We start from the raw sequence: 23,059 nt of genomic DNA, 5'->3' as shown, positions 1-23,059 counted from the left end.
TTGGTGTCACCGGTGACCCGGATGGCCCCTGCGGAGTGCGTCCGGGCCTGCACCGATAGGGTTTTCCCATGCGCGATCTCGGGGTGGGCTTCCAGTACCTGCTGAAGGGCCAGCGGTGGGTGGCCCGGCACGGCAAGCAGTACGGCTTCGGGCTCGTCCCGGGCCTGATCACCCTGGTCCTGTACGCGGCGGCGCTGGTCGCGCTGGCGCTGTGGGGCGAGGACGCCGTCACCTGGGCGACACCGTTCGCCGACGACTGGTCGAGCCCGTGGCTCGGGCTCTTCCGCGGCTTCCTGACCGCCGTGCTGTTCGCCCTCGCCCTGCTCCTCGCCGTCGTGACGTTCACCGCGGTGACGCTGCTGGTCGGGCAGCCCTTCTACGAGAACCTCTCCGAGAAGGTCGACCGGGACGTGTCCCCGGACGGCCACGCCCCCGAGTCGGGCCTGCCGCTCTGGCGCGAACTGTGGATCTCCGCCCGCGACAGCCTCCGCATCGTGGTGCGCGCCGCCCTGTGGGGCGTGCTGCTGTTCGCGTGCGGCTTCATCCCGGTCGTCGGCCAGACGGCCGTCCCGGTGCTCGGGTTCTTCGTCACCGGGTTCTTCCTGACCGAGGAGCTGACCGCCGTCGCCCTTCAGCGCCGCGGCGTCGACCTGCGCACCCGCCTGTCCCTGCTCCGCTCCCGCAAGACCCTGGTGTGGGGCTTCGGCACGCCGCTGGCCGTGGCCTTCCTGGTGCCGGTCGTCGCGGTGTTCCTGATGCCGGGCGCGGTCGCGGGCGCCACCCTCATGGCGCGTGAACTGCTCGGTGAGGAGATCGATGAGGGCCGCGCGGGTGGCTCCGCCGTGGAGGGCGACGGGGGCGTCAGCTCTCTGCCGCAGCCGCCTTCAGGATCGCCCTCACCTGGGCGATGATGTCCAGCCGGTTCCGCACGAACTCCGGGTCGGTGACCTCGGTGCTGTTCCCGGTGCCGAACTGGAGCACGGGCGTGTGCACATGCCCGCCCGGCAGCCGGTCGTGCAGCCCCAGCCGGTCCCGCAGCAGCGTCGCCCGGTAGGCGATCTCGTTGGAGAGGTAGTCCCCGCCGCCGCCCTGCCGCGCGGTCGAGCCGGGGGTCGGTCCTTCCGGGCGCACGACGGGCTCGGTGCCGCCCGCCGGGATCTCGGTGACGCCGGTGTTGTCGTACACGGGGAAACGGCCGGTGTCCGCGGCGACGATCGCCCGGTACGGCAGCGTGGTCGTCGTCCACTGCGGCTGGGAGGCCGGGTCGGTGACGGGGACGGTCTCGGTGCGGCCGATGTTGTCGTTGTCCCCGAAGCCGCCCCGCCAGGCCCCGTTGGTCCGCTCGATGTCGAACCGCCCGACCCGGCCCTGACTGACCGTGGTGAACAGGTCGACCTTCGGCAGATGCGGCCGGAGCGTGCGCTCCACCGTGCCCTCCGTGAAGTCCTGCCAGCGCACCGGGAACACGGCCGTCTCGATCCGGGCCGGGCCGTCCGCCGTCTCGATCACCGTGCCGTCGAGGGCGAGCGCGGTGGCGCCGGACGGGTTGGAGATCCGGATGTCCCGGTCCAGGGTGAACGGGTCGAAGCCGGTGAGCAGGATCCGCTTCAGGCCCTTGCCGTGCGGGTAGCCGATGGCGGTCTGGCCGCGCGAGGTGCGCTCCAGTTCGTCCAGCAGCGCGGCTCGCTGCCCGTCCGTCAGGCCGAACTCCGGCTCCCAGGTGCGCACTTCACGCGTCATGCCCAGCCGGGCCCAGTACAGCGGCCGGTCGTCGTCCCGGCTGAGGTCACCGACCGCCGGTCCACGCCCCTGCGCCCGGTCCACCGCACGCCGCCACAGCCGCTCCCCCTCGTGCGCGACGGCCCGGCGGGCCTCCCCGTAGGAACGGGCCGCGTACAGCGCCCGGGCCAGCCGCGGGGCCACGGTGTCGAACCCGGAGCGGCGCAGGATCTCCTGCGGGACCGCTTTGCCGAGCCGCTGCTCCTCGACGGTGGGGGAGGGGGCCTTCTCGGCGGCGCTCGCGGCGCTCGCGGTCGTGGGGGTGGTGAGGCCGGTCAGCAGGGCGAGACCGAGGACGCCGAGGCGCACGCGTAGGGAGTTCAAGAGGGTTCAGGCCTTCCGTCACGGTGGGGGTGCTGCGGTGGCGTGGTGCCGGACGGCGGCAGTATCGCGTGACAGGAGTGATCTACGCCATGGGTGTTCAGTCGGTGCTCTCGCCCAGCAGCGTCAGGAAGTCCCGGAACGCAGACGGCATGTCCACCGACTCCGGGTCCAGCAGCCACTGGTACTGCAGGCCGTCCAGGATCGCCACCAGCAGGGGTGCGGCCCGCTCGGGGGTGAGGCCGCTCGGCAGGCGGTCGCCGTACTCGGCGCGCAGCACCTCGGCCATGCCGGCGCGGACCCCTACGTAGCGCTCGGTGAAGTACGCGCGGGCCGGATGGTCCTCCGTGACGCTCTCGCCGAGCAGCGCCGAGAAGGTCTGGATGATGGCGGGCCGCATCGCGTTGTACTCGACCAGCGAGGCCAGCAGGTCCAGCCGCAGCCGTCCGGCGGGCATGGCGTCCCAGCGGTCCCGCTCCTGGAGCACCGCGACCAGCAGCGCCTCCTTCGTCGGGAAGTGGTGCAGCAGCCCCTGCTGGGTGAGCCCCACCCGCTCGGCGACCGACGTCAGACTCGCTCCCCGGTAGCCGCGCTCGGCGATCACCTCCAGGGCGGCCCGCACGATCTCCGCGCGCCGTTCCTCGCTTCTCGCCCTGGCCGTCATGGCGTCACCGTACGACATGACGAACGACCGATTGTTTCGAGAAGATAACAAAACCTACCGCATTACAGGTAACGCGGGCACGATGTCGGCATCCAGCGGCTTTCGACGTGGAGGTGCCGACGTGACGGAGACAGCGGAAGTACGGCGTGAGGCGGCGGTCGAGGCCGCCCTCGGCAAGCTCGACCTGGACGCCAAGGCACGGCTGCTGGCCGGGCAGGACATGTGGAGCCTGCCCGCGCTGCCGCAGGCCGGCCTGGGCTCGCTGGTCATGTCCGACGGCCCGATCGGCGTCCGCGGGGTGCAGTGGAGCGCCGACGACCCCTCCGTCGCCCTGCCCTCACCGACCGCCCTCGCCGCCACCTGGGACCCCGGACTCGCCCGCCGGGCAGGCGCGCTGCTGGCCCAGGAGGCCCGCCGCAAGGGCGTCCACGTCCTGCTCGCCCCCACGGTCAACCTGCACCGCTCCCCGCTCGGCGGCCGCCACTTCGAGGCCTACAGCGAGGACCCGTACCTCACGGGCCGGATCGGCACGGAGTACGTCCGGGGCGTCCAGTCCGGCGGCGTCGGCACCACCGTCAAGCACTTCGTCGCCAACGACGCCGAGACCGACCGCCTCACCGTGAACAACCTGGTGAGCGAACGCGCGCTGCGCGAACTGTACCTGGCCCCCTTCGAGGCCATCGTCGAGAACGCCCACCCCTGGGGCATCATGACCGCCTACAACACCGTCAACGGCACGACGATGACCGAGCATCACCACCTGGTCAACGAGGTCCTGCGCGGCGAGTGGGGCTTCGACGGGATCAACGTCTCCGACTGGACCGCCGCCCGCTCCACCACCGGCGCCCTCGCCGGCGGCCTGGACATCGCGATGCCCGGCCCGCGGACCGTCTACGGCGAGGCCCTCGCCCGCGCCGTCCGGGACGGCGAGGCCGACGAGGCCCAGGTCGACGAGGCCGTCCGCCGCGTCCTGCGCCTCGCCGCCCGGGTCGGCATCCTGGACGGCGCCGAACCGGTCGTCACCGAACCGCCCGCGACCGTCGACGGCGAGGCGCTCGCCCGTGAGATCGCCCGCCGCTCCTTCGTCCTCGTCCGCAACGAGAACGGCGCGCTGCCGCTGAAGCCCGGCCGGGTCGCGCTGATCGGCGCCGCCGCCCGCGACGCCCGCGTCCTCGGCGGCGGCTCCGCCACGGTCTTCCCCGCCCGGACCGTCTCCCCGCTCGACGGCCTCACCGCCGCCCTGCCCGACGGCAGCCTCACCTACGCCCTCGGCGCCGACCCGAACACCGAACTCCCCGTCGCCGACGCGGGCTTCGCGCTGCGCGCCGTCTGCCGCGACGGCGACGGCAACGTCCTCGGCACCCGCTCGGCCCCCAGCGGCCACATCCAGTGGATGGGCGGCGACCTGCCCGACGGCGTCACCCACGACACCCTGCACAGCGTCGAACTGACCGGCACCCTCACCCCGCGCGAGACCGGCACGCACACCTTCGGCTTCAAGGGGCTCGGCCCCTTCAAGCTGACCGTCGCGGGCACCACGTACTTCGACGACGTCCAGCGCCCCGCCGAGGACGGCGACCCGTTCGCCGCCTTCTTCGGCGCCCCGGTGCCCCACGCCCGCGTCGAACTCACCGCGGGCGAACCGGTCGAGGTCTCCCTCACCTACACCGTCCCGCCGCCCGACGGCCACCCCATGCGGGTCATCGGCTTCACCCTCGCCCACCAGGACCCGCAGCGCGATGCCGACGAGCTGATCGCCGAGGCCGCCGCTGCCGCCCGCGCCGCCGACACGGCCGTCGTCGTGGTCGCCACCACCGACCGCGTCGAGTCCGAGGGCTTCGACCGCACCGACCTGCGCCTGCCCGGCCGCCAGGACGACCTGGTCCGCGCCGTCGCCGCCGCCAACCCCCGCACGGTCGTGGTGGTCAACTCCGGTTCCCCGGTGGAACTGCCGTGGCGCGACGACGTCGCCGCCGTGCTCCTCAGCTGGTTCCCCGGCCAGGAGGGCGGCGCGGCCCTCGCGGACGTGCTCACCGGCGCCCAGGAGCCCGGCGGCCGTCTCCCCACCACCTGGGGCTCCCTGACCGACGCCCCGGTCACCCAGGTCGTCCCGGAGGGCGGCGAACTCCCCTACGAGGAGGGCGTCTTCATCGGCTACCGTGCCTGGGAGAAGCAGGGCCGCACCCCCGCCTACCCCTTCGGTCACGGCCTCGGCTACACCGACTGGACCTACGAGTCGGTCGAGGTCGCCGGGAGCGGCGAAGGGACCACCGCGAAGGTCCGCCTCCGCAACACCGGCGACCGCCCCGGCCGCGAGGTCGTCCAGCTCTACCTCGCCCCGAGCGAGCCCGACCCCAGCCGCCCGGCGCGCTGGCTGGCCGGCTTCGCGAGCGTCGAGGCCGCACCCGGCGAGACCGCCGAGGCGACCGTCGAACTGCCGCGCCGCGCCTTCGAGAGCTGGGACGAGACGAACGCCTCGTGGTCGTTTGTGAAGGGTTCGTACGAGATCCAGGTGGCGCGCTCGATCAGCGACCGAAGGATCACCGCGACGATTAACGTCTGATCCGGGACAAGTTCCCCACTGAGCAGCCCCGGTCCGGGACCTGACCCCTGGACCGGGGCTCGTGGGTTTCCGGGCCCCCGGCTCAGCGGGTGCCGAACCCGTAGACCGTCTCCGAGCGGAACACCTCGCCCGGGCGCAGCACCGTGGTCGGGAAGTCCGGCCGGTTCGGGGAGTCGGGGAAGTGCTGGGTCTCCAGCGCGATGCCGTCGCCGGGCGCGAAGGGCTCGCCCAGGTGGTCGGCGGTGTACAGCTGGAGTCCGGGCTCGGTCGTCGCCACCGTCAGCACCCGCCCGGACGCCGGGTCGTGCAGCTCGGCGACCTCCACGGGGACGTCCGCCACGCCCTTGTCGAGCACGAAGTTGTGGTCGTAGCCGGAGCCGACCTTGCGGGCCTCGCGGAAGTCGAAGCGCGTGCCGGTCACGTCCTCCGGGCCACCGGTCGGGATCAGGTCCGCGTCGACTGGCGTGTACCGGGAGGCGGCGAGCCGCAGTTCGTGGCCGCCCGCGTCGCCGGAACCGCCCAGGTTGAAGTAGCTGTGGTTGGTCAGGTTCACCACGGTCGGCGCGTCCGTCACGGCCTCGTAGGCGATCCGCAGCGCCCCGCCCTCCTGGAGCGTGTACGTCGCCGAGACCTCCAGCCGCCCCGGGAAGCCCTCCTCGCCGTGCGGACTGACCCGGGTGAGCCGTACCCCGTGCTCGACCGGGGCCGCGTCCCACACCCGCTTGTCGAAGCCGTGCACCCCGCCGTGCAGCGAGTTCGGCGCGTTGTTCGGTTCCAGAGCGTACGTCCGACCGTCCAGCGGGAAACGGCCGCCGGCGATCCGGTTGGCGTACCGCCCGACCAGGGCTCCGAGATAGGGACCCGGGTGAGTCAGATAGCCCTCGAGATCCGGGAACCCCAGCACCACATCCCCGGCCCGGCCCTCCCGGTCCGGCACCTCGACGGACTGCACGATCCCGCCGTACGACAGCACCCGCACCCGTACGCCCGCCCGCTCCAAGGTCCAGCGGTGCACCGGCGTGCCGTCGGAAAGTGTGCCGAAGAGTTCGTTCATGTGCGGAACTCTAAGTCAGCGGCCCTTCGCGGTGACGGTGCGGTACGCGATCTCCGCCAACCGGGCCTGTCCGTTCACGCTGGGGTGGAAGTAGTCCCAGCGGCTCAACTGAGCCGTGCCGAAGCGGTAGTCGTACACCGCGCCCCCGTCGTACCGGCACCGCTTGTCCTGGGCGCAGACCTCCTTCAGGACCTTGTTGTAGTCCTCCACCCGCTTCTGCACCGTGTCCCGCCGCAGGGTCGCCGCCGAGTCCAGGGCGTCCGCGTCGCCCAGCATCGACGGGCAGATGCCCAGCTGCCACACCTGCTTGCCCAACGGGCTGTTACGGCCCTGCGACCACAGCCGCTTCAGGTTCGGCACGCTCGCCACGAACACCTGTGCCTTGGGCAGGGCTTCGCGCAGGGTGCGCAGCGCGTCCTCGAAGTCGCTGCGGAATCCGGAGACCGGGGTCATCGCCGCCGTAGAGGCCCGGCAGGCGTCGTTCGCCCCGGCCATCACCGTCACCAGCTGCGGTTTCCGCCGCACCGCCTGGGTCATCTGCCCGGGCAGATCGGCCATCCGGGCCCCGGTCACGGCGTAGTTCCAGCTCCGCTCGGCGGCCCTGGGCCGCCCCAGCAGCCGGACGGCCAGCGAGTCCACCTCGGGGCTGGCGCCGGTCGCCCAGGACGCCTCCGGACAGTCCGACAGCACGTCACAGGCGTCAAAACCACGCGTGATGGAGTCACCCACGGCCGCGACGGAGCTCGGGCTGCGGTCCCACAGGGGCGTGGGCCTGGGCGAGGGCTTGGCGCTGGCGGACGGGGCGGGGGAGTTGTCCCCCACGGCGTCACATCCGGCGACGCCCAGGGCAGTCGCCACGGCCACGGCGACAACGACCCGTGAGCGGTGGCTTCGCTTCCGCATGCCTGTCTCATCCCCTCGCCGCGCCGTGACTGTCTCCCCATCCCATAACAACGCACGAGGGTTCCCGACCGATCAGGTGCAACGGCTCACACCCGTACAAGCGTCCCCCTGGGTGAATGACGAGCGATTCCCGGCACCGGGACCGACCGTACGTCACACTCCTCGCCCCACCGCACGGTAGCCTCGCCATCAACGTGACCCGCCCGGTCACAGCCGTTCCGCCCGTTCAAAGATGGTCCGCTCTGCCCGGAGGTTCCGGTGACGACACGTGGAGTTCTGTACATGCACTCCGCGCCGCGCGCGCTGTGCCCGCACGTCGAGTGGGCCATCGCCGGGGTGCTCGGCACACGCGTCAGCCTGGACTGGATCCGCCAGCCGGCCGCACCGGGCACCTGGCGCTCTGAGTTCTCCTGGCAGGGCCAGCCCGGCACGGCGTCGAAACTGGCGTCGGCCCTGCGGGGCTGGCAGCTGCTGCGCTTCGAGGTGACGGCCGAGCCCTGCGCCACCGCCGAGGGCGAGCGCTACAGCTGCACCCCCGACCTGGGCATCTTCCACGCCGTCACCGGCATCCACGGCGACATCCTCATCCCCGAGGACCGCCTCCGCGCGGCCCTGCAGCGCTCCCAGCGAGGGGAGACCGACCTGGAAGCCGAACTCAACAAACTCCTGGGCAAGCCCTGGGACGACGAGTTGGAGCCGTTCCGGTACGCCGGCGAAGGCGCCCCGGTCCGCTGGCTCCACCAGGTGGTATGACGCCATTCTCTTAGGGGCGCGGGGCTGTTTCGATTTGCGGCTCCGCCGCGTGGGCGCGAACACCCCCCACCGCCCCGCACCCGGCACACAACGCGATTTTCAGGGGCGCGGGGAACTGCGCGAACACCCCCCAACTGCCCCGCACCCGGCCCACAACGCAACACAAACGGCGATTGGCCCGAACCCCCTCAGGGAGTCCGGGCCAATCGCCGTAAAGACGAATCAAACCGTCCGGAACGCCAGCACCACGTTGTGCCCACCGAACCCGAACGAGTCGTTCAACGCGGCGATACGCCCATCGACCGGCAGCTTCCGAGCCTCACCACGGACGACATCGGCATTCGCCTCGGCCTCCGGGTCCAGGTTCTCGACGTTGATGGTCGGCGGAGCCACCCGGTGGTACAGCGCGAGCACGGTCGCGACCGTCTCGACACCACCCGCGCCACCGAGCAGATGCCCGGTCATGGACTTCGTCGCGGACACCGCGAAGTGGTCGGCGTCGTCACCGAACACCTTCCGCAGCGCCTTCAACTCGGCGATGTCACCGGCCGGCGTCGACGTGGCGTGCGCGTTGACGTGCACGATCTCCGCCGGGTCCAGCTCGTTGCGCTCCAGCAGGTGCTGCAGGGCCTGCGAGATGCCACGCCCCTCCGGCTCCGGCTGCACGATGTCGTGGCTGTCGGCCGAGATGCCCTGGCCGACCGCCTCGGCGTACACCCGCGCACCGCGCTTCGCGGCGTGCTCGGCGGACTCCAGGACGACGACACCGGCGCCCTCACCGAGGACGAAGCCGTCGCGGGCCACGTCGTAGGGACGCGACGCACCCTGCGGATTGTCGTTGTTCTTGGACATCGCCATCATGTTGCCGAACGCGGCGATCGGCAGCGGGTGGATCGCCGCCTCCGTGCCGCCCGCGACGACGACGTCGGCGCGGCCCGTGCGGATCATCTCGATGGCGTAGCCGATGGCCTCGGCGCCCGAGGCGCAGGCGGAGACCGGCGTGTGCACGCCCGCCCGGGCACCCACGGCCAACCCCACGTTGGCCGACGGGCTGTTGGGCATCAGCATGGGCACGGTGTGCGGGGAGACGCGGCGAACGCCCTTCTCCTTCAGCACGTCGTACTGGTCGAGCAGAGTCGTCACGCCGCCGATGCCGGAGGCGATGACCGCGCCGAGCCGGTCCGGGTCGACGTTCGGGTCCTCGTCGGCGCTCGCTTCGAAACCGGCGTCGGCCCAGGCCTCCTTGGCCGCGATCAGCGCGAACTGCGCCGAGCGGTCCAGACGGCGGGCCTGCGGCCGGGGGATGACCTCGGTCGGCTCAACGGCGACCGGGGCCGCGATACGGACCGCCTGTTCGGCGGCCCACTCCTGCTCCAGGGGCTTGACGCCGGAACGTCCGGCGATCAGGCCCTCCCAGGTAGAGGCTGCGTCGCCACCCAGCGGTGTGGTTGCGCCGATACCGGTGACGACCACGGTGCGATTGGTCGGGCTCACGGGAATTCTTTCTCCAACGGATACGAGGATTAAGCGGCGCCACCGCCGGGTGGCGGGGCAGTCGGCCCAGGGCCTGGTCGGTCGATCAGCCCTGGTGCTTGAGGATGTAGTCGGTCGCGTCGCCGACGGTCTTGAGGTTCTTGACGTCCTCGTCCGGGATCTTGACGTCGAAGCGCTCTTCGGCGGCGACGACGACCTCGACCATGGACAGCGAGTCGACGTCCAGGTCGTCGGTGAAGGACTTGTCCAGCTGGACGTCCTCAACCGGGATGCCGGCGATCTCGTTCACGATCTCGGCGAGACCGGCGACGATCTCTTCCTGAGTGGCGGCCATGTTGGCGCTCCTTCGTAGATATCCAGAGGGTGTGGCAGGTGTTTCCTCCCGTGCCGGACGCTTGATCCGGCACGGAGTGCCTAGGGGAGGGTAACGACAGTCGCGGCGTAGACGAGACCCGCCCCGAAGCCGATGACGAGCGCGGTGTCGCCGCTCTTCGCCTCGCCGGTCGCCAGAAGCCGCTCCATCGCGAGCGGGATCGAGGCGGCCGAGGTGTTGCCGGTGGTGCGTACGTCACGTGCGACCGTGACGGACTCCGGCAGCTTGAGTGTCTTCACCATCGAGTCGATGATCCGCTCGTTGGCCTGGTGCGGAATGAAGACGTCCAGGTCGTCCGCGGAGATGCCGGCGGCGTCCAGCGCCTCCTTGGCGACCTTCGCCATCTCGAACACGGCCCAGCGGAACACCGCCTGGCCCTCCTGCGTGATGGCGGGGAACTTGGCGACCTCGCCGGAACGGTAGTCCGTCCACGGCACGGTCTGCTTGATCGTCTCGGACTTGTCGCCCTCGGAGCCCCAGACCGTGGGGCCGATGGCGGGCTCCTGGGCCGGGCCCACGACGACCGCGCCGGCGCCGTCGCCGAACAGGAAGGCCGTCGCGCGGTCCTCCAGGTCGGTCAGGTCGCTCAGCCGCTCCACGCCGATCACCAGGACGTACTCGGCGGAGCCCTCGACGATCATGCCCTTGGCGAGCGTGAGGCCGTAGCCGAAGCCCGCGCAGCCGGCCGAGATGTCGAAGGCGGCGGCCTTGGCGGTGCCGAGCTTGTCGGCGATCTCGGTGGCGACGGCCGGGGTCTGCTTGAAGTGCGAGACGGTCGAGACGATCACGCCGCCGATCTGCTCGGCGGAGATCCCGGCGTCGGCGATCGCCTTGCCGGACGCCTCGATGGACATCGCGGCGACGGTCTCCTCGTCGTTCGCCCAGTGCCGGGTCTCGATGCCGGAGCGCGAGCGGATCCACTCGTCGGACGAGTCGATCGTCTCGAGGATCACCTCGTTCGGCACGACCCGGGTCGGGCGGTACCCGCCGACACCGAGGATGCGCGCGTACGGGGCGCCCTTGCTGGGCTTGATCTTCGCCATGCGGACGGCTCCTTGGGGGCGGCGGTCAGGCGTGCTCGGCGATGAGCTCGCGAGCCGCGTCGAGGTCGGCGGGGGACTTCAGGGCCAGCGTCTTCACACCGGGCAGAGCACGCTTGGCGAGACCGGTGAGGGTACCGCCGGGGCACACCTCGATCAGGGCCGTGACGCCGAGCTCCTTGAAGGTCTCCATGCACCGGTCCCAGCGGACCGGGTTGGCGACCTGACCGACCAGACGGTCCAGCACCTCGGTGCCGGCGGCGACAGACCGCCCGTCCTTGTTCGAGACGTAGGTGACCTGCGGGTCGCCGGGCGTCAGGGCCTCGGCGGCCTTCGCCAGCGTGTCGACCGCGGGGGCCATGTGGTGGGTGTGGAAGGCGCCGGCGACCTTCAGCGCGACGACCTTGCGCACGCCCTCGGGCTTGTCCGCCTCCAGCGCGGCGAGCTGCTCCTTCGTACCGGCCGCGACGATCTGGCCCGCGCCGTTGATGTTCGCCGGGGTCAGGCCCAGCTTCTCCAGGTGCGGAACCGTCACTTCCGGGTCGCCGCCCAGCAGGGCCGCCATGCCGGTCTCGGTGACGGCGGCGGCCTCGGCCATGGCGAGCCCGCGAGTGCGGACGAGGCGGACGGCCTCCTCGTGCGGGAGCACACCGGCGAGCGAGGCCGCGGTGAACTCGCCGACGCTGTGCCCGGCGATGGCGCCGACCTTGCGCGGCAGCTCGGCGGGGTCGTCGAACAGCGTGTACGTGGACGCCAGTCCGGCCGCGACCAGCAGCGGCTGCGCCACCGCGGTGTCGCGGATCTCGTCCGCGTCTGCCTCGGTGCCGTAACGGATCAGGTCGAGGCCCGCGGCGTCGGACCATGCCTCGAGGGCACCGCGGACACCGGGGAAGTCGAGCCATGCGGACAGGAAGCCGGGCGTCTGGGCGCCCTGGCCGGGAGCGACGAGTACGAGCACTCTCACACTCTCTCTTGGGGACGGGCACGGCCGCCCGTGGGGACAGGGACGAAGAACACGAGGGGGTTTTGTCGGGCTCCGACAAAACCTTAGGGCTGGAGATCTCCATCGACCAGACGCCCCAGGATCAGAGCGATCCGCAGCGTGAAGGCAGAGCGTACATCGGAGGGTGACCAGCCGGTGACGTCAGTCACACGTCGAAGCCGGTAGCGGACGGTGTTGGGATGGACGAACAGCATGCGGGCGGCGCCCTCGAGACTGCTCGCCTGTTCGAGATACACACTGAGGGTCTCCAGGAGCGCGGCCCCGGCCTCCTCCAGTGGTCTGTAGATCTCCTCCACCAGTTGCTCACGGGCCGAGGGGTCACCGGCGATCGCGCGCTCCGGGAGCAGGTCGTCCGCCAGCACCGGGCGCGGGGCGTCCTGCCAGGCGGAACCCGCCTTCAGCCCCGCCGCCGCGGCCTGCGCGGACCGGGTCGCGGCCAGCAGGTCCGGCACCACCGGGCCCGCCACGACCGGCCCGGCCGCGTACGGGCCGATGAGCGACTTGGCGACGGCCAGCGGGTTGTCGCTGCCGCCCGCGATGACGACGAGCCGGTCCCCGAGCACACCGGTCAGCACCTGGAGCTTGGCGTGCCGGGCGGCCCGCCGGATCGCCTCCACGGTCAGTTCGGAGTCGCCGTCGGGCGCGGTGCCGAGCACCACGCACACGTGCTCGGGCGAGTTCCAGCCGAGGGCGGCGGCGCGGGACACGGCGCCCTCGTCGGCCTCGCCGCTGAGCACGGCGTTCACGACCAGGGACTCCAGCCGGGCGTCCCAGGCACCGCGTGCCTCGGCGGCCTGCGCGTACACCTGGGCGGTGGCGAAGGCGATCTCCCGGGCGTAGACGAGCAGCGCCTCGCGCAGCACCCGCTCGTCGCCGGGGGCCGCGACCTCGTCGATCGCGCTCTCCATGACCTCGATCGTGGTGCGCACCATCTCCACGGTCTGCCGCAGCGTGATCGCCCGGGTCAGCTCGCGCGGCGCGGTTCCGAACACGTCGGTGGAGATGGCCTGCGGGGCGTCCGGATGCCGGAACCACTCGGTGAAGGCGGCGATACCCGCCTGCGCGACCAGGCCGATCCAGGAACGGTTCTCCGGGGGCATGGCCCGGTACCAGGGCAGCGTCTCGTCCATCCGCGCGATGGCCTGCGCGGCGAGCGATCCGGACGACTCCACCAGCCGCTTCAGCGTCGCGGCATGCGGGTGGGCGTCGTGTGCTGGGGCTGCGTTCTTGCTGGTTTCGGGTTCGGGCACGGGGACAAGACTGCCTTATCCGGACGGGAAGGTGCGTCGGCGGGTCAGGCCCTACCCGGCGGGGCAGGTCGCAGACGCGGGGTCCGGCACGCCCGTCTGCCGCGTTGTCGTCAGTCCCCGAGCCCCCACGCCCGGCTTCGCTCGCGCGGGCGGTGCCCCCATCGCGTCGACTCCTTCCTCCGCCTTGCGGCTGGACACGCCAGACCCCGCTCACCTGCGTCGATCGGCCGCTGCGTCTTCACTCTGACCTGACCCGCCGGGTCAGGGCCTACGGTGGACAGCGTGATGGACGTACGGCGCGCTCACGAGCGCTACCCCGGTGGGGAACCCGCCGCGGGGATCGAGACCTGGCACGCCTTCTCCTTCGGGCCCCACTACGACCCGGACAACCTCCGCTTCGGCGCCGTGATCGCCTGCAACGAGGAGCGGTTGGCCCCGGGGGCCGGCTTCGACGAGCATCCGCACAGCCACACCGAGATCGTGACGTGGGTCGTGGAGGGCGAGCTGACGCACCGGGACTCCACCGGGCACGAGTCGGTGGTGCGCCACGGGGACGTGCAGCGGCTCAGCTCCGCGGGTGGGGTACGTCACGTGGAGCGCAACGACGGCCCCGGCCCGCTGACCTTCGTGCAGATGTGGCTGGCCCCGCTCCGGCCCGGCGGCGACCCGTACTACGAGGTCGTCCACGGCATCGCCGACTCGACGCCCTACGCCGTCCCGGAGGCCGGCGCGATGCTGCACGTGCGGCGCCTCGGGGCGGGGGAGCGGACGGCGGTGCCGGACGGGGCGCACGCGTACGTGCATGTCGTACGGGGTGACGTACGTCTCGACGGCGAGGAACTGGGCGCGGGCGACGCGGCCCGCGTCACGGACGCCAAGGGCCTCGAGGCGGAAGGCGTGACGGAGGCGGAGCTGCTGATCTGGGAGATGGCCTAGAGCTCCGCGAGCACGGCGTCGGTGAACGCCGGCCACGCCTCGACCGCCCACGGCCCGAACGCCCGGTCCGTCAGCGCGACGCACGCGGCACGCGCGTCGGGGTCGACCCACAGGAACGTACCGGACTGCCCGAAATGCCCGAACGTGCGCGGTGAGGACGAGGACCCCGTCCAGTGCGGCGACTTGGAGTCGCGGATCTCGAAGCCGAGCCCCCAGTCGTTGGGGTTCTGGTGGCCGTACCCCGGCAGGACGCCCTTCGTGCCCGGGTAGTGCACGGTCATCACCTCGGCGACCGTACGGGGATCCAGCAGTCGCGGAACCTGCACCTCGGCCGCGAACCGCAGCAGGTCCTCGACCGTGGACACCCCGTCCTTGGCCGGAGAGCCCTCCAGGGTCGTCGAGGTCATCCCCAGCGGCTCCAGCACGGCCTGCCGCAGGTACTCCCCGAAGGGGATGTCGGTCGCCTTCGCGAGGTGGTCGCCCAACTGCTCGAAACCGGCGTTCGAGTACAGCCGCCGCTCCCCGGGCGCCGCCGTGACCTTGTGCTCGTCGAAGGCGAGGCCCGAGGTGTGCGCGAGCAGATGCCGGACCGTCGACCCGGCCGGACCTGCGGGCTCGTCGAGCTCGACCGCCCCCTCCTCGTACGCGACGAGCACCGCGTACGCCGCGAGCGGCTTGGTCACCGAGGCGAGCGGGAACCGCCGCCCGGCCGGTCCATGGGTGCCGAGGACGGTGCCGTCCGCCCGTACGACACCCGCCGCGGCAGTGGGAACCGGCCAGTTCTCGATCAACGCGAGGCTCTTGAGCGACATGCGTTCGAGCCTATGCGCTCAGAGCGTGAGCTCCAGCAACGGGTCGGGCTTGGGCCGGAAGCCCAGCGAGACGTACAGCGGCTCGGCCTCCGGTGAGGCGGTGAGCTGTACGCGCCGGGCGCCGCGTGTACGGAACCACTCCAGCAGGGTCTGCATGCACGCGCGTGCGTACCCGCGGCGCCGGGCGTCCGGGTCGGTGGCGACGCTGAACACGAAGCCCACCTTGCCCTGCGGGTCGCCCGACTTCCCGATGCGGTAGTCGATCGTCCCGGCCACCAGCGACGCCAGTGCCCCGGGCCGCTCCGGGTGGTCCACGACGAACGCCACGAAGTCCGCCGCCGGCTCGCCGAGTTTGGTCTTCAGCGTGGGCAGGGACTCTCCGTGCCAGCGGGTGGACGGGTCGCTTGCGAACAGCGAGTCGATCATGATTTGGCGCAGCCGCAGGACTTCCTCGGCGTCCTCGGGCAGGGCACGGCGTACAGAACTCATGACTCCGTACGCTAACCAGACGGATCAAGAAACGTCCTGCCCATTTCTTACCGTCCGAGCTTGCTTGGAGTGCACTCCAAGGTTCTAGCGTTGGGGCCATGACGGTGATGGAAACCACGGGGACCAGGACCGACACCTGCGCCGGCCCTCCGCAGTACGACCGGCGCCCGGACGGTGAGGACAGGTACACGATCAGCGAGGTCGTCGCCTTCACCGGCCTGACCGCGCACACCTTGCGCTGGTACGAGCGCATCGGCCTGATGCCGCACATCGACCGGTCCCACACCGGCCAGCGCCGCTACACCAACCGCGACCTCGACTGGCTCGACCTCGTCGGCAAGCTCCGACTGACGGGCATGCCGGTCGCCGACATGGTCAGGTACGCGGAACTGGTGCGCGAGGGCGACCACACCTACGGCGAGCGCTTCGAACTGCTCAAGACGACCCGCGAGGACGTCCTGGCCAGGATCGACGAACTCCGCGACACGCTCGCCGTGCTCGACCGGAAGATCAGTTTCTACGCGGACGCCGGGCGTGCCCTGGCGTCGGAGAGGTCCCGATGACGGACGGCAGGATCACGACGGCGAAGCTGGGCGACGACGGCCCCGAGGTGGGCGTCCAGGGCCTCGGCTGCATGGGCATGAACTTCGGCTACGGCCCCTCGGACGCGGACGCCTCCCGGGCGACCCTGGAACGGGCGCTCGAACTCGGCGTCACCCTCTACGACACGGCCGACGCCTACGGGGCCGGCGAGAACGAGCGGTTCCTGTCGCCGTTCTTCAAGGCCCACCGCGACGAACTCGTCATCGCGACGAAGTTCGCCCTGTCGATCCCCCCGGACGACCCGACGCGCCGCGTCATCCGCAACGACCCGCCCTACATCCGCCAGGCCGTCGAGGCGAGCCTGAAGCGCCTGGACGTCGACGTCATCGACCTCTACTACATGCACCGGCGCGATGTGAACGTGCCGATCGAGGAGAGCGTCGGCACCATGGCCGAACTGGTCCGCGAGGGCAAGGTCAAGCACCTCGGCCTGAGCGAGGTCACGGCCGACGAACTCCGCGCCGCCCACGCCGTCCACCCCATCGCCGCCGTGCAGTCGGAGTGGTCGCTCTTCAGCCGCGACATCGAGACGAACGTCGTCCCGGCGGCCCGCGACCTCGGTGTGACCCTCGTCGCGTACTCGCCGCTGGGCCGCGGCTTCCTCACGGGCTCCTTCGCCACGGCCGAGGACCTGTCGTCCGACGACTTCCGCCGCCAGCAGCCCCGCTTCACGGGGGACAACGCGGCGGCCAACGGGGCCCTGCTGGAGCCCATCCGCGCGGTCGCCGACGCCCACGGCGCGTCCGTCGGCCAGATCGCCCTGGCCTGGGCCTACCAGCAGGCATCCCTCCACGGCCTGCCGGTCATCCCGATCCCGGGCACCCGCAAGCCGTCCAGGGTGGAGGAGAACACGGCGGCAACCAGGATCGTCCTCACCGACGACGAGCTGGCCCTCCTGGACCCGATCGCGGCCAAGGTGGCAGGCAACCGCTACGCGGACATGGCGTTCACGTCAGCAGGCCGCGAGTAGAGGGACCTGCTCTTGGGGGCGCGGGGAACTGCGCGAACAACCACGCACTACCCGCGCCCGCCAACGCTCCGAACCCGGCAGACGCTAGAGCTCCGCCAACAACTCCGCCTTTTTGACCGAAAACTCCTCATCTGTCACCAGCCCGGCCTGATGCAACTCCCCAAGGTGCCGAATCCGCTCGGCGATATCCGCAGGATCCCGACGCGGCCCAGCCGCCGACACGGCCGCCGTCACCGGACTGGACGTCCGCACCGCGGCCAGGACCGCCGCAGCGAACGGCAGTGACTCATGCACCGGCCCGTACCCCAGCCCGAACACCACCGCGGCCGGATCCTGGTCGGCCTGCGCGGCCGACCCGCCCGTGTCCCGGTGCAGCAGCCGCAGATGCCCTTCGAACACCTCGGGGGAGCGCCACTCGACCCCGTTCAGCTCCCCGACGGGGAAGTTCTGGTCCCCGGCCTTCCACTTCGCCGACGACGCCCCCGTCCAGAACCAACGGAAGTTGACGGTCCGCCCGTCGAACGAGGCCTTCCCGTCGTACGCCTTGAACGACAGCGGCCCCTTCGGCGGCTCCACGAGGAACCGCTCCGCCGGCCCGGACTCCGTCAGCAGCGCCCGCAGTTCGTCGGCGTAGTACTCCGCGAGCACCTCGCGCTCGGCGGGCAGCACCAGCCGGTAGGGATCGCCGCTCTCCTTCAGCTGCCCGGCGGCCGCCTCCATCAGAGGGTCCGCGCCGGGCCGCGGCTCGACGCGCAGCACGACCGTGCCGCGCTTCCCGCGGGTCAGGGTCACCCCGGCGATCGCGTCCAGGGGGACACGGCGTTCCCCGAGTGCCTGAAAGAGCTTAGGTGTTCGAATCCCCCGTTCGTAGCGGATGAGCACGGAGTCGGACTCGAACTCCCAGGCGGCATGAAATCCGGCCAGTACGTCACCCATGCGGCTCATCGTATGCGGCACGCGCTCCTCCGTCCCCCTCCCGAGCAGACCGCAATTTCTTCGCCTCTACGCGCGTCAGGCGGCCGCCGTGCCGGACAAACCGGTCCGGCAGACGCCGTCTTCGTGCGCGCAGTGCACCGAGCGGTATGCGCCAACGCCGATCTCTGCGAAATTCATCAGACTTGCCGTGCCCGGCTCGAAGTAGCCGGCGTGACCCTTCGCACCCTGCGCCGACAGCACCCGCGCACCGAACCCGGCGGACACCGGGTCGGCCCCGTGGCCGAGCCCGCCGACCTCCAGGTACGGCACGTCCTGGATCCAGTCGTCGGCGTCCCGCATGGCCCACACCCGGGCGGTGGTGTGCAGTTGGGCGGCCTTCTCGACGCGCATGCCCGGGCTGCCGGCCACCGCGATGTCGGACACCCGGGCCGGCAGCGAACGCGCCGCGACCCCGCACACCACGGAGCCGTAGCTGTGGCAGAACAGCGAGACCGGCTTGTCGCCGGGCAGCGCCCGCACCAGCGCGTTCAGTCGTACGGAACCTTCCGCGGCGCGCATCGCCGTGGCCGAGTCGATGCCGAGTCCGCTGGGGGCCGTGTAGTCGGCCCAGGCGATCACGGCCGTACGGGTCGAGGGGTTCGCCTCTTGCTCGGCCGCGTGCAGCGACTTCGCCATGCCGACGGGCGCCGAGTACTTGCGCTGGGTGCGCTGGAAGGTGAGCAGGTCGGTGTCCACGCCGGGCACGACGACCGAGACCCGGTCCGCCCTGCGCAGATTGCCGAAGACCTCCGCCACCCGGCCCGAGCCCTCCGGGTCGAAGGCGAGGATGTGGCGGCCCTGCTCCATGAGGTCCTCGAAGCGGTGCATCCTTCGGCCGGCCTCTTGCTTGCCGGCCGCGGTGAGGCGGCTGTCGTGCATGCGTTCCCGCTCGACCTTGCGTGCCTGGTCGAGCGCGACGCGGTTGGCGCGATAGCGCAGCTCGACCGGGGCGCCGTTCATGTTGCCGACCGCGAGCGGGTACTTGCGGACCAGGCTCGCGCGGTCCTGCGCGGTGAGGGAGGCGAAGAAGCGGGCCAGCTTCGTCGGCTGGGACTCGGGGTCCGGCAGTCCGTGACCGCCGATCCGGCCGTGCTCCCAAGCGGAGAGCGAGGCCTGGAGCGGCGTGTCGCCCCGCTGGTTGCGCAGGGCCGTCCAGCCGGTGGTCGCCAGCATCACGAACACGACGGCCAGAGCGAGCAGTGCGCGCCAGACGTTCAATTGCGGGGAGGTGTCGAAGGAAGTCACTGAAAGGACACACTAGGAGAACGAGAGGGTCTCGCGTTAACCAAGTGACCGGGATCACGTTTCGGTGGAGGGGCTAAGGGGACTGTCCTGTACGCCAGTTCCCGGCCAGCGCCGGACCCACCTGATCCAGGTATGTCGTGGTCAGTTGGCGCATTCCCGCGAGGCTGAGTTCGTCCCCCGCGGACCACAGCCGCTCGGTGACACGAATCACGCCGCCGAAGAGGGCCACGACGATCCTCGGCCGCGGATCCGCGTCCACGTCCAGCCCCTCGCGCTCGGCGATGATGCGCGCGAGCTGCTCCTCCAGTTCCGCCGACCGCCGCAGATGGGCGGCGAACAGCGCGGGCGTCGACTCGATCACCCGGTAGACGCGCAGATGGAGGTCGATCGGCACGATCTCCTCGACGGCCTCGTTGATCGTGTCCCAGCTCTCCAGCACGGCCCGGCGCAGCGCCTCCAGCGGGGCCTCCTCCGGCGGGCGCACCTGCAGGGCCTGGACGACGAGGCCCTCCGCGAGCCGCGGCACGAAGAACGCCGTCTCCTCCTTGCCGGCGAAGTAGCGGAAGAAGGTGCGCTGCGAGACGTCGACGGCGGCTGCGATGTCGTCGACGGTGGTCTCGTCGTACCCGCGCGTGGCGAACAGTTCGAGGGCGGCGCGCAGCAGCGCGTCCCGGGTGCGCTGCTTCTTGCGTTCACGCAGGTTCAAGCGGCTCTCTCTCCTCCGGCTCTCCTTCGAACTGTTTTCGCAGTTCAGGCTATATGAGGGTGTCCTGTCAGTTACCGGCTTGTGAATTGGTTTGTCAATTGTCAGTGGCTGTCATTAGCCTCGGCGCATGACTAGTCAGACCACCATCGACACGACGGGGTCGGGGGGCAAGGCGCCGGCGGCGCCGTCGGACGCGACGCCGGGCAAGGGGCTGCGGGGACACCCCTGGCTCACCCTCATCACCGTCGCTGTGGGGGTCATGATGGTGGCCCTCGACGGCACCATCGTGGCCATAGCCAACCCGGCCATACAGAAGGACCTCGGCGCCACCTTCGCCGAGGTCCAGTGGATCACCAACGGATACTTCCTCGCCCTCGCGGTCTCCCTGATCACCGCGGGCAAGCTCGGTGACCGCTTCGGCCACCGGCAGACCTTCCTCATCGGCGTCGTCGGCTTCGCCGCCGCCTCGGGCGCGATCGGCCTGTCCGACAGCATCGCGTTCGTCGTCGTCTTCCGCGTCCTTCAGGGCCTGTTCGGCGCGCTGCTGATGCCGGCCGCGCTCGGCCTGCTGCGGGCCTCCTTCCCGGCCGAGAAGCTGAACATGGCGATCGGCATCTGGGGCATGGTCATCGGCGCGTCCACCGCGGGCGGCCCGATCCTCGGCGGAGTGCTCGTCGAGCACGTCAACTGGCAGTCGGTGTTCTTCATCAACGTGCCGGTCGGTGTCCTCGCCGTCGTCCTCGGCGTGGTGATCCTGCTCGACCACCGCGCCGAGAACGCCCCGCGCTCCTTCGACATCCTGGGCATCGCCCTGCTGTCGTCGGCCGTGTTCTGCCTGGTGTGGGCGCTCATCAAGGCCCCGCCGTCCGAGTGGGGCTGGGGCGACGTCAAGACGCTGTCGTTCCTCGGTGCCTCCGTGCTGTGCTTCGTGCTCTTCGCCTTCTGGGAGACGAAGGTGAAGGAGCCGCTGATCCCGCTCGCGCTGTTCCGCTCCGTGGCGCTGTCCGCGGGTGTCGTGCTGATGGTCCTGATGGCCATCGCCTTCATGGGCGGCCTGTTCTTCGTGACGTTCTACCTCCAGAACGTGCACGGCATGAGCCCGATCGACGCGGGTCTGCATCTGCTGCCGCTCACCGGCATGATGATCGTCGGCTCGCCGCTCGCCGGCGCGATGATCACCAAGTTCGGTCCCCGTGTCCCGCTCGCCGGCGGTATGGCGTTCACCGCGATCGCCATGTACGGGATGTCGACCCTGGAGACGGACACCGGCAGCGGCATCATGTCGCTCTGGTTCGCCCTGCTGGGCTTCGGCCTCGCGCCGGTCATGGTCGGCGCCACGGAGGTCATCGTCGGCAACGCCCCGATGGAGCTCTCGGGCGTGGCGGGCGGTCTTCAGCAGGCCGCCATGCAGATCGGCGGCAGCCTCGGTACGGCCGTGCTGGGTGCGGTGATGGCCTCCAAGGTCAACAGCGACCTCGCGGACAACTGGACGAAGGCGGGGCTTCCGCCGCTGACGCCGGAGCAGGAGCATCAGGCGTCCGAGGCGGTCCAGGTCGGTGTCCCGCCGCTGGCGCCGGGTACGCCGGACGCGATCGCCGCGAAGATCACGGGCGTCGCGCACGACACGTTCATCTCCGGCATGAGCGCGGCGTCCCTCGTGGCCGCCGGGGTCGCCGTGGTCGCGGTGCTGGTGGCGTTCCTCACCAAGCGCGGTGAGAACGCGGAGGCCGGCGCGGGAGCGGCGCACATCTGACGCCCCCTGACGGGGCGTTCGCCTATCAGGGTGAACAAGACCGCTGACCCCTCCCCTCCGGCGGGCCTCGCAGGTCACAGTGGGTCAAGTCCTCCGCAGGGCATGGGGGACGGACGCTGCGGCGCGCTGCCGGAGGGGGGCAGCGCGCAGGCAGCGTGATTGAAAGCCGTACAGGGGGTACTCGCCAAGCCGTATCCGAACCGAACCCCAACCGATCGAGGGTTTACGGGAGTTGAGATGGCGAGCTTCGGACACGGTACGCGCAGGCACCCCCGCTCACGTGGCCGGACGTGGTCACGGACCGGGCCGGATCGCGCGACGCTCGGAATCATCGGAGTCATCTGCGCGGTCGCCGGATTCTTCGTGCTGGGGATCATCCTCGGCCCCGTGGCGATCGTCTGCGGCTGGCTCGCCATGGGCCGCACATGGGCGGGTTCCCGCCCGGTAACGGCCGTGGTGGCACTGGTTCTGGGTGCCATCGACACGCTCCTGGCCATCATCTGGCTGTCAGGAGCGGCCACACCGGGCGTGGGCATGTTCTGACCCGGGTGGAGTGAGGGAAGGGCCTCCGGCGCTCAAGCCGGAGGCCTCCTTCACGTATCGGCACTACTCGACCGGCGTCCTCTTCAGCGCCGCCAACTCCCCCCGCAGTGCCCGCACCTCCTCCGTCAGCTCCCGTATCGCCTCCGTCTGCCGGCGCTCCTCCACGTCGTCCTTCTCGAACCGCGCTATGAACCACGCCGCGATGTTGGCCGTCACCACACCCAGCAGCGCGATTCCGGAGAGCATCAATCCCACCGCCAGCATCCGGCCCAGGCCGGTGGTCGGCGCGTGATCCCCGTACCCCACGGTCGTCATCGTCGTGAAGGACCACCACACCGCGTCACCCAGCGTCCTGATGTTCCCGTCCGGCGAGTCCCGCTCCACCGACAGCACCGCCAGTGATCCGAACATCAGCAGCCCGACCACCGCGCCGGCGACATACGTCGTGAGCCGTATCTGCGAGGCCATCCGCGCCCGCTGCCCGACCAGCAGCAGGGTCGACACCAGCCGCAGCAGCCGCAGCGGCTGAATCACCGGCAGCAGCACCGCGCCCAGGTCGAGCCAGTGGGTCCGTACGAACCTCAGCCGCTGCTCCGTGAGCGCCAGCCGGATCAGGTAGTCGAGCGCGAACGCGCCCCACACCACCCACTCCACCGCGGTGCACACCTCCACCACGTCCCGGCTCGCGTCCGGCCGGACGATCGGCACGGCGTAGGCGACGGCGAAGGCCAGGGCCAGGCCGAAGAGGGGCCGCTGGGTGTGCTGTTCCCAACGGAGTTGGGCCGACTGCTGCTGCATGGCCGCATCGTAGGAAACGTGAAGGGGTGGTG

Annotated in this window: 23 protein-coding genes; 8 read left to right on the top strand and 15 right to left on the bottom strand. The window is 71.0% G+C overall.

All coding sequences use genetic code 11. The features are described 5' to 3' along the window. The first annotated feature begins 68 nt into the window (after positions 1-68). On the top strand, positions 69-911 hold the full coding sequence (locus OHU35_RS13200) for an EI24 domain-containing protein (RefSeq protein ID WP_405505350.1): 843 nt from the start codon (positions 69-71) through the stop codon (positions 909-911). On the opposite strand, the gene OHU35_RS13195 is transcribed toward OHU35_RS13200, so the two are convergent. Both OHU35_RS13195 and OHU35_RS13190 read right to left on the bottom strand, forming a co-directional pair. Continuing rightward, positions 862-2,103 carry a pyroglutamyl peptidase gene (locus tag OHU35_RS13195; RefSeq protein ID WP_405505349.1) on the bottom strand — a complete coding sequence of 414 codons (1,242 nt, stop codon included), beginning with the start codon at positions 2,101-2,103 and terminating at the stop codon, positions 862-864. The genes OHU35_RS13200 and OHU35_RS13195 overlap by 50 nt on opposite strands. Positions 2,104-2,200: 97 nt before the next feature. After that, positions 2,201-2,782 carry a TetR/AcrR family transcriptional regulator gene (locus OHU35_RS13190; protein WP_189724939.1) on the bottom strand — a complete coding sequence of 194 codons (582 nt, stop codon included), beginning with the start codon at positions 2,780-2,782 and terminating at the stop codon, positions 2,201-2,203. 64 nt (positions 2,783-2,846) lie between these two features. Here OHU35_RS13190 and OHU35_RS13185 point away from each other — a divergent pair, with 64 nt between their 5' ends. After that, positions 2,847-5,327, top strand: coding sequence for a beta-glucosidase H (locus tag OHU35_RS13185; RefSeq protein ID WP_405505348.1), 2,481 nt, complete (start codon positions 2,847-2,849; stop codon positions 5,325-5,327). Positions 5,328-5,409: 82 nt separating this feature from the next. Here OHU35_RS13185 and OHU35_RS13180 read toward each other — a convergent pair whose 3' ends face one another. Then, positions 5,410-6,381 carry an aldose epimerase family protein gene (locus OHU35_RS13180; RefSeq protein ID WP_359896296.1) on the bottom strand — a complete coding sequence of 324 codons (972 nt, stop codon included), beginning with the start codon at positions 6,379-6,381 and terminating at the stop codon, positions 5,410-5,412. A 15-nt stretch (positions 6,382-6,396) separates the two neighbouring features. Next, complete coding sequence (locus tag OHU35_RS13175; RefSeq protein WP_405505347.1) at positions 6,397-7,284, bottom strand: SGNH/GDSL hydrolase family protein; 888 nt, start codon at positions 7,282-7,284, stop codon at positions 6,397-6,399. 258 nt (positions 7,285-7,542) lie between these two features. Here OHU35_RS13175 and OHU35_RS13170 point away from each other — a divergent pair, with 258 nt between their 5' ends. Continuing rightward, positions 7,543-8,037 carry a DUF3145 domain-containing protein gene (locus tag OHU35_RS13170; protein WP_189724935.1) on the top strand — a complete coding sequence of 165 codons (495 nt, stop codon included), beginning with the start codon at positions 7,543-7,545 and terminating at the stop codon, positions 8,035-8,037. Between the two features lie 222 nt (positions 8,038-8,259). On the opposite strand, the gene fabF is transcribed toward OHU35_RS13170, so the two are convergent. From fabF to fasR, 5 genes are all read right to left on the bottom strand, one after another. After that, a complete protein-coding gene (fabF, locus tag OHU35_RS13165) occupies positions 8,260-9,531 on the bottom strand; it encodes a beta-ketoacyl-ACP synthase II (protein WP_189724934.1) in 1,272 nt (423 codons plus the stop codon). Between the two features lie 85 nt (positions 9,532-9,616). Then, a complete protein-coding gene (locus tag OHU35_RS13160) occupies positions 9,617-9,865 on the bottom strand; it encodes an acyl carrier protein (RefSeq protein ID WP_003989952.1) in 249 nt (82 codons plus the stop codon). A gap of 80 nt (positions 9,866-9,945) precedes the next feature. Then, positions 9,946-10,947, bottom strand: a complete 1,002-nt coding sequence (locus OHU35_RS13155; protein ID WP_189724933.1) for a ketoacyl-ACP synthase III — start codon at positions 10,945-10,947, stop codon at positions 9,946-9,948. A 25-nt stretch (positions 10,948-10,972) separates the two neighbouring features. Next, complete coding sequence (locus OHU35_RS13150; RefSeq protein WP_189724932.1) at positions 10,973-11,902, bottom strand: ACP S-malonyltransferase; 930 nt, start codon at positions 11,900-11,902, stop codon at positions 10,973-10,975. An 89-nt stretch (positions 11,903-11,991) separates the two neighbouring features. Beyond that, positions 11,992-13,197, bottom strand: a complete 1,206-nt coding sequence (fasR, locus tag OHU35_RS13145; RefSeq protein ID WP_189724931.1) for a fatty acid biosynthesis transcriptional regulator FasR — start codon at positions 13,195-13,197, stop codon at positions 11,992-11,994. 285 nt (positions 13,198-13,482) lie between these two features. On the opposite strand from fasR, the gene OHU35_RS13140 reads away from it, so the two are divergent. Then, positions 13,483-14,133, top strand: a complete 651-nt coding sequence (locus OHU35_RS13140) for a pirin family protein (RefSeq protein ID WP_189725058.1) — start codon at positions 13,483-13,485, stop codon at positions 14,131-14,133. Here OHU35_RS13140 and OHU35_RS13135 read toward each other — a convergent pair. Together OHU35_RS13135 and OHU35_RS13130 are read right to left on the bottom strand one after the other, a co-directional pair. Then, positions 14,130-14,945: a serine hydrolase domain-containing protein gene (locus OHU35_RS13135; RefSeq protein ID WP_405505346.1), complete on the bottom strand. Its 816-nt coding sequence runs from the start codon at positions 14,943-14,945 to the stop codon at positions 14,130-14,132. The genes OHU35_RS13140 and OHU35_RS13135 overlap by 4 nt on opposite strands. Positions 14,946-14,963: 18 nt before the next feature. Beyond that, positions 14,964-15,434 (bottom strand): GNAT family N-acetyltransferase, encoded by a 471-nt coding sequence (locus OHU35_RS13130; RefSeq protein ID WP_189724929.1) that lies wholly within the window; start codon positions 15,432-15,434, stop codon positions 14,964-14,966. A 98-nt stretch (positions 15,435-15,532) separates the two neighbouring features. Between OHU35_RS13130 and OHU35_RS13125 the strand changes: the two genes are divergently transcribed. Together OHU35_RS13125 and OHU35_RS13120 are read left to right on the top strand one after the other, a co-directional pair. Further along, complete coding sequence (locus OHU35_RS13125) at positions 15,533-15,997, top strand: MerR family transcriptional regulator (RefSeq protein ID WP_184592190.1); 465 nt, start codon at positions 15,533-15,535, stop codon at positions 15,995-15,997. Further along, the gene (locus tag OHU35_RS13120; RefSeq protein WP_405505345.1) at positions 15,994-17,007 is read left to right on the top strand and encodes an aldo/keto reductase; all 1,014 of its coding nucleotides are present in this window, start codon (positions 15,994-15,996) and stop codon (positions 17,005-17,007) included. The genes OHU35_RS13125 and OHU35_RS13120 overlap by 4 nt, the downstream gene beginning before the upstream one ends. Positions 17,008-17,091: 84 nt before the next feature. Here OHU35_RS13120 and OHU35_RS13115 read toward each other — a convergent pair whose 3' ends face one another. From OHU35_RS13115 to OHU35_RS13105, 3 genes are all read right to left on the bottom strand, one after another. After that, on the bottom strand, positions 17,092-17,952 hold the full coding sequence (locus tag OHU35_RS13115) for a DUF4429 domain-containing protein (protein WP_189725057.1): 861 nt from the start codon (positions 17,950-17,952) through the stop codon (positions 17,092-17,094). Positions 17,953-18,018: 66 nt separating this feature from the next. Next, the gene (locus tag OHU35_RS13110; RefSeq protein ID WP_189724927.1) at positions 18,019-19,227 is read right to left on the bottom strand and encodes an alpha/beta hydrolase; all 1,209 of its coding nucleotides are present in this window, start codon (positions 19,225-19,227) and stop codon (positions 18,019-18,021) included. Between the two features lie 73 nt (positions 19,228-19,300). Continuing rightward, positions 19,301-19,933 (bottom strand): TetR family transcriptional regulator, encoded by a 633-nt coding sequence (locus OHU35_RS13105; protein WP_189724926.1) that lies wholly within the window; start codon positions 19,931-19,933, stop codon positions 19,301-19,303. 127 nt (positions 19,934-20,060) lie between these two features. On the opposite strand from OHU35_RS13105, the gene OHU35_RS13100 reads away from it, so the two are divergent. Next, positions 20,061-21,686, top strand: a complete 1,626-nt coding sequence (locus tag OHU35_RS13100; protein WP_189724925.1) for an MFS transporter — start codon at positions 20,061-20,063, stop codon at positions 21,684-21,686. A gap of 237 nt (positions 21,687-21,923) precedes the next feature. Next, positions 21,924-22,229, top strand: a complete 306-nt coding sequence (locus tag OHU35_RS13095; RefSeq protein WP_031105952.1) for a hypothetical protein — start codon at positions 21,924-21,926, stop codon at positions 22,227-22,229. 63 nt (positions 22,230-22,292) lie between these two features. Here the strand turns inward: OHU35_RS13095 and OHU35_RS13090 are convergent, their stop codons facing one another. Continuing rightward, on the bottom strand, positions 22,293-23,027 hold the full coding sequence (locus tag OHU35_RS13090) for a potassium channel family protein (protein ID WP_189724924.1): 735 nt from the start codon (positions 23,025-23,027) through the stop codon (positions 22,293-22,295). Positions 23,028-23,059: the final 32 nt, after the last annotated feature.

The organism is Streptomyces purpurascens (assembly GCF_045040895.1).
GTDB lineage: Bacteria > Actinomycetota > Actinomycetes > Streptomycetales > Streptomycetaceae > Streptomyces > Streptomyces purpurascens.
This window is presented reverse-complemented; position numbering and strand designations above follow the sequence as displayed.

Coding starts and splice junctions, on each gene's coding strand:
- OHU35_RS13200 (WP_405505350.1), top strand. CDS start 69: ATGCGCGATCTCGGGGTGGGCTTCCAGTACCTGCTGAAGGGCCAGCGG.
- OHU35_RS13190 (WP_189724939.1), bottom strand. CDS start 2,782: ATGTCGTACGGTGACGCCATGACGGCCAGGGCGAGAAGCGAGGAACGG.
- OHU35_RS13185 (WP_405505348.1), top strand. CDS start 2,847: ATGTCGGCATCCAGCGGCTTTCGACGTGGAGGTGCCGACGTGACGGAG.
- OHU35_RS13180 (WP_359896296.1), bottom strand. CDS start 6,381: ATGAACGAACTCTTCGGCACACTTTCCGACGGCACGCCGGTGCACCGC.
- OHU35_RS13175 (WP_405505347.1), bottom strand. CDS start 7,284: ATGCGGAAGCGAAGCCACCGCTCACGGGTCGTTGTCGCCGTGGCCGTG.
- OHU35_RS13160 (WP_003989952.1), bottom strand. CDS start 9,865: ATGGCCGCCACTCAGGAAGAGATCGTCGCCGGTCTCGCCGAGATCGTG.
- OHU35_RS13155 (WP_189724933.1), bottom strand. CDS start 10,947: ATGGCGAAGATCAAGCCCAGCAAGGGCGCCCCGTACGCGCGCATCCTC.
- OHU35_RS13140 (WP_189725058.1), top strand. CDS start 13,483: ATGGACGTACGGCGCGCTCACGAGCGCTACCCCGGTGGGGAACCCGCC.
- OHU35_RS13135 (WP_405505346.1), bottom strand. CDS start 14,945: ATGTCGCTCAAGAGCCTCGCGTTGATCGAGAACTGGCCGGTTCCCACT.
- OHU35_RS13130 (WP_189724929.1), bottom strand. CDS start 15,434: ATGAGTTCTGTACGCCGTGCCCTGCCCGAGGACGCCGAGGAAGTCCTG.
- OHU35_RS13125 (WP_184592190.1), top strand. CDS start 15,533: ATGACGGTGATGGAAACCACGGGGACCAGGACCGACACCTGCGCCGGC.
- OHU35_RS13120 (WP_405505345.1), top strand. CDS start 15,994: ATGACGGACGGCAGGATCACGACGGCGAAGCTGGGCGACGACGGCCCC.
- OHU35_RS13115 (WP_189725057.1), bottom strand. CDS start 17,952: ATGAGCCGCATGGGTGACGTACTGGCCGGATTTCATGCCGCCTGGGAG.
- OHU35_RS13100 (WP_189724925.1), top strand. CDS start 20,061: ATGACTAGTCAGACCACCATCGACACGACGGGGTCGGGGGGCAAGGCG.
- OHU35_RS13095 (WP_031105952.1), top strand. CDS start 21,924: ATGGCGAGCTTCGGACACGGTACGCGCAGGCACCCCCGCTCACGTGGC.
- OHU35_RS13090 (WP_189724924.1), bottom strand. CDS start 23,027: ATGCAGCAGCAGTCGGCCCAACTCCGTTGGGAACAGCACACCCAGCGG.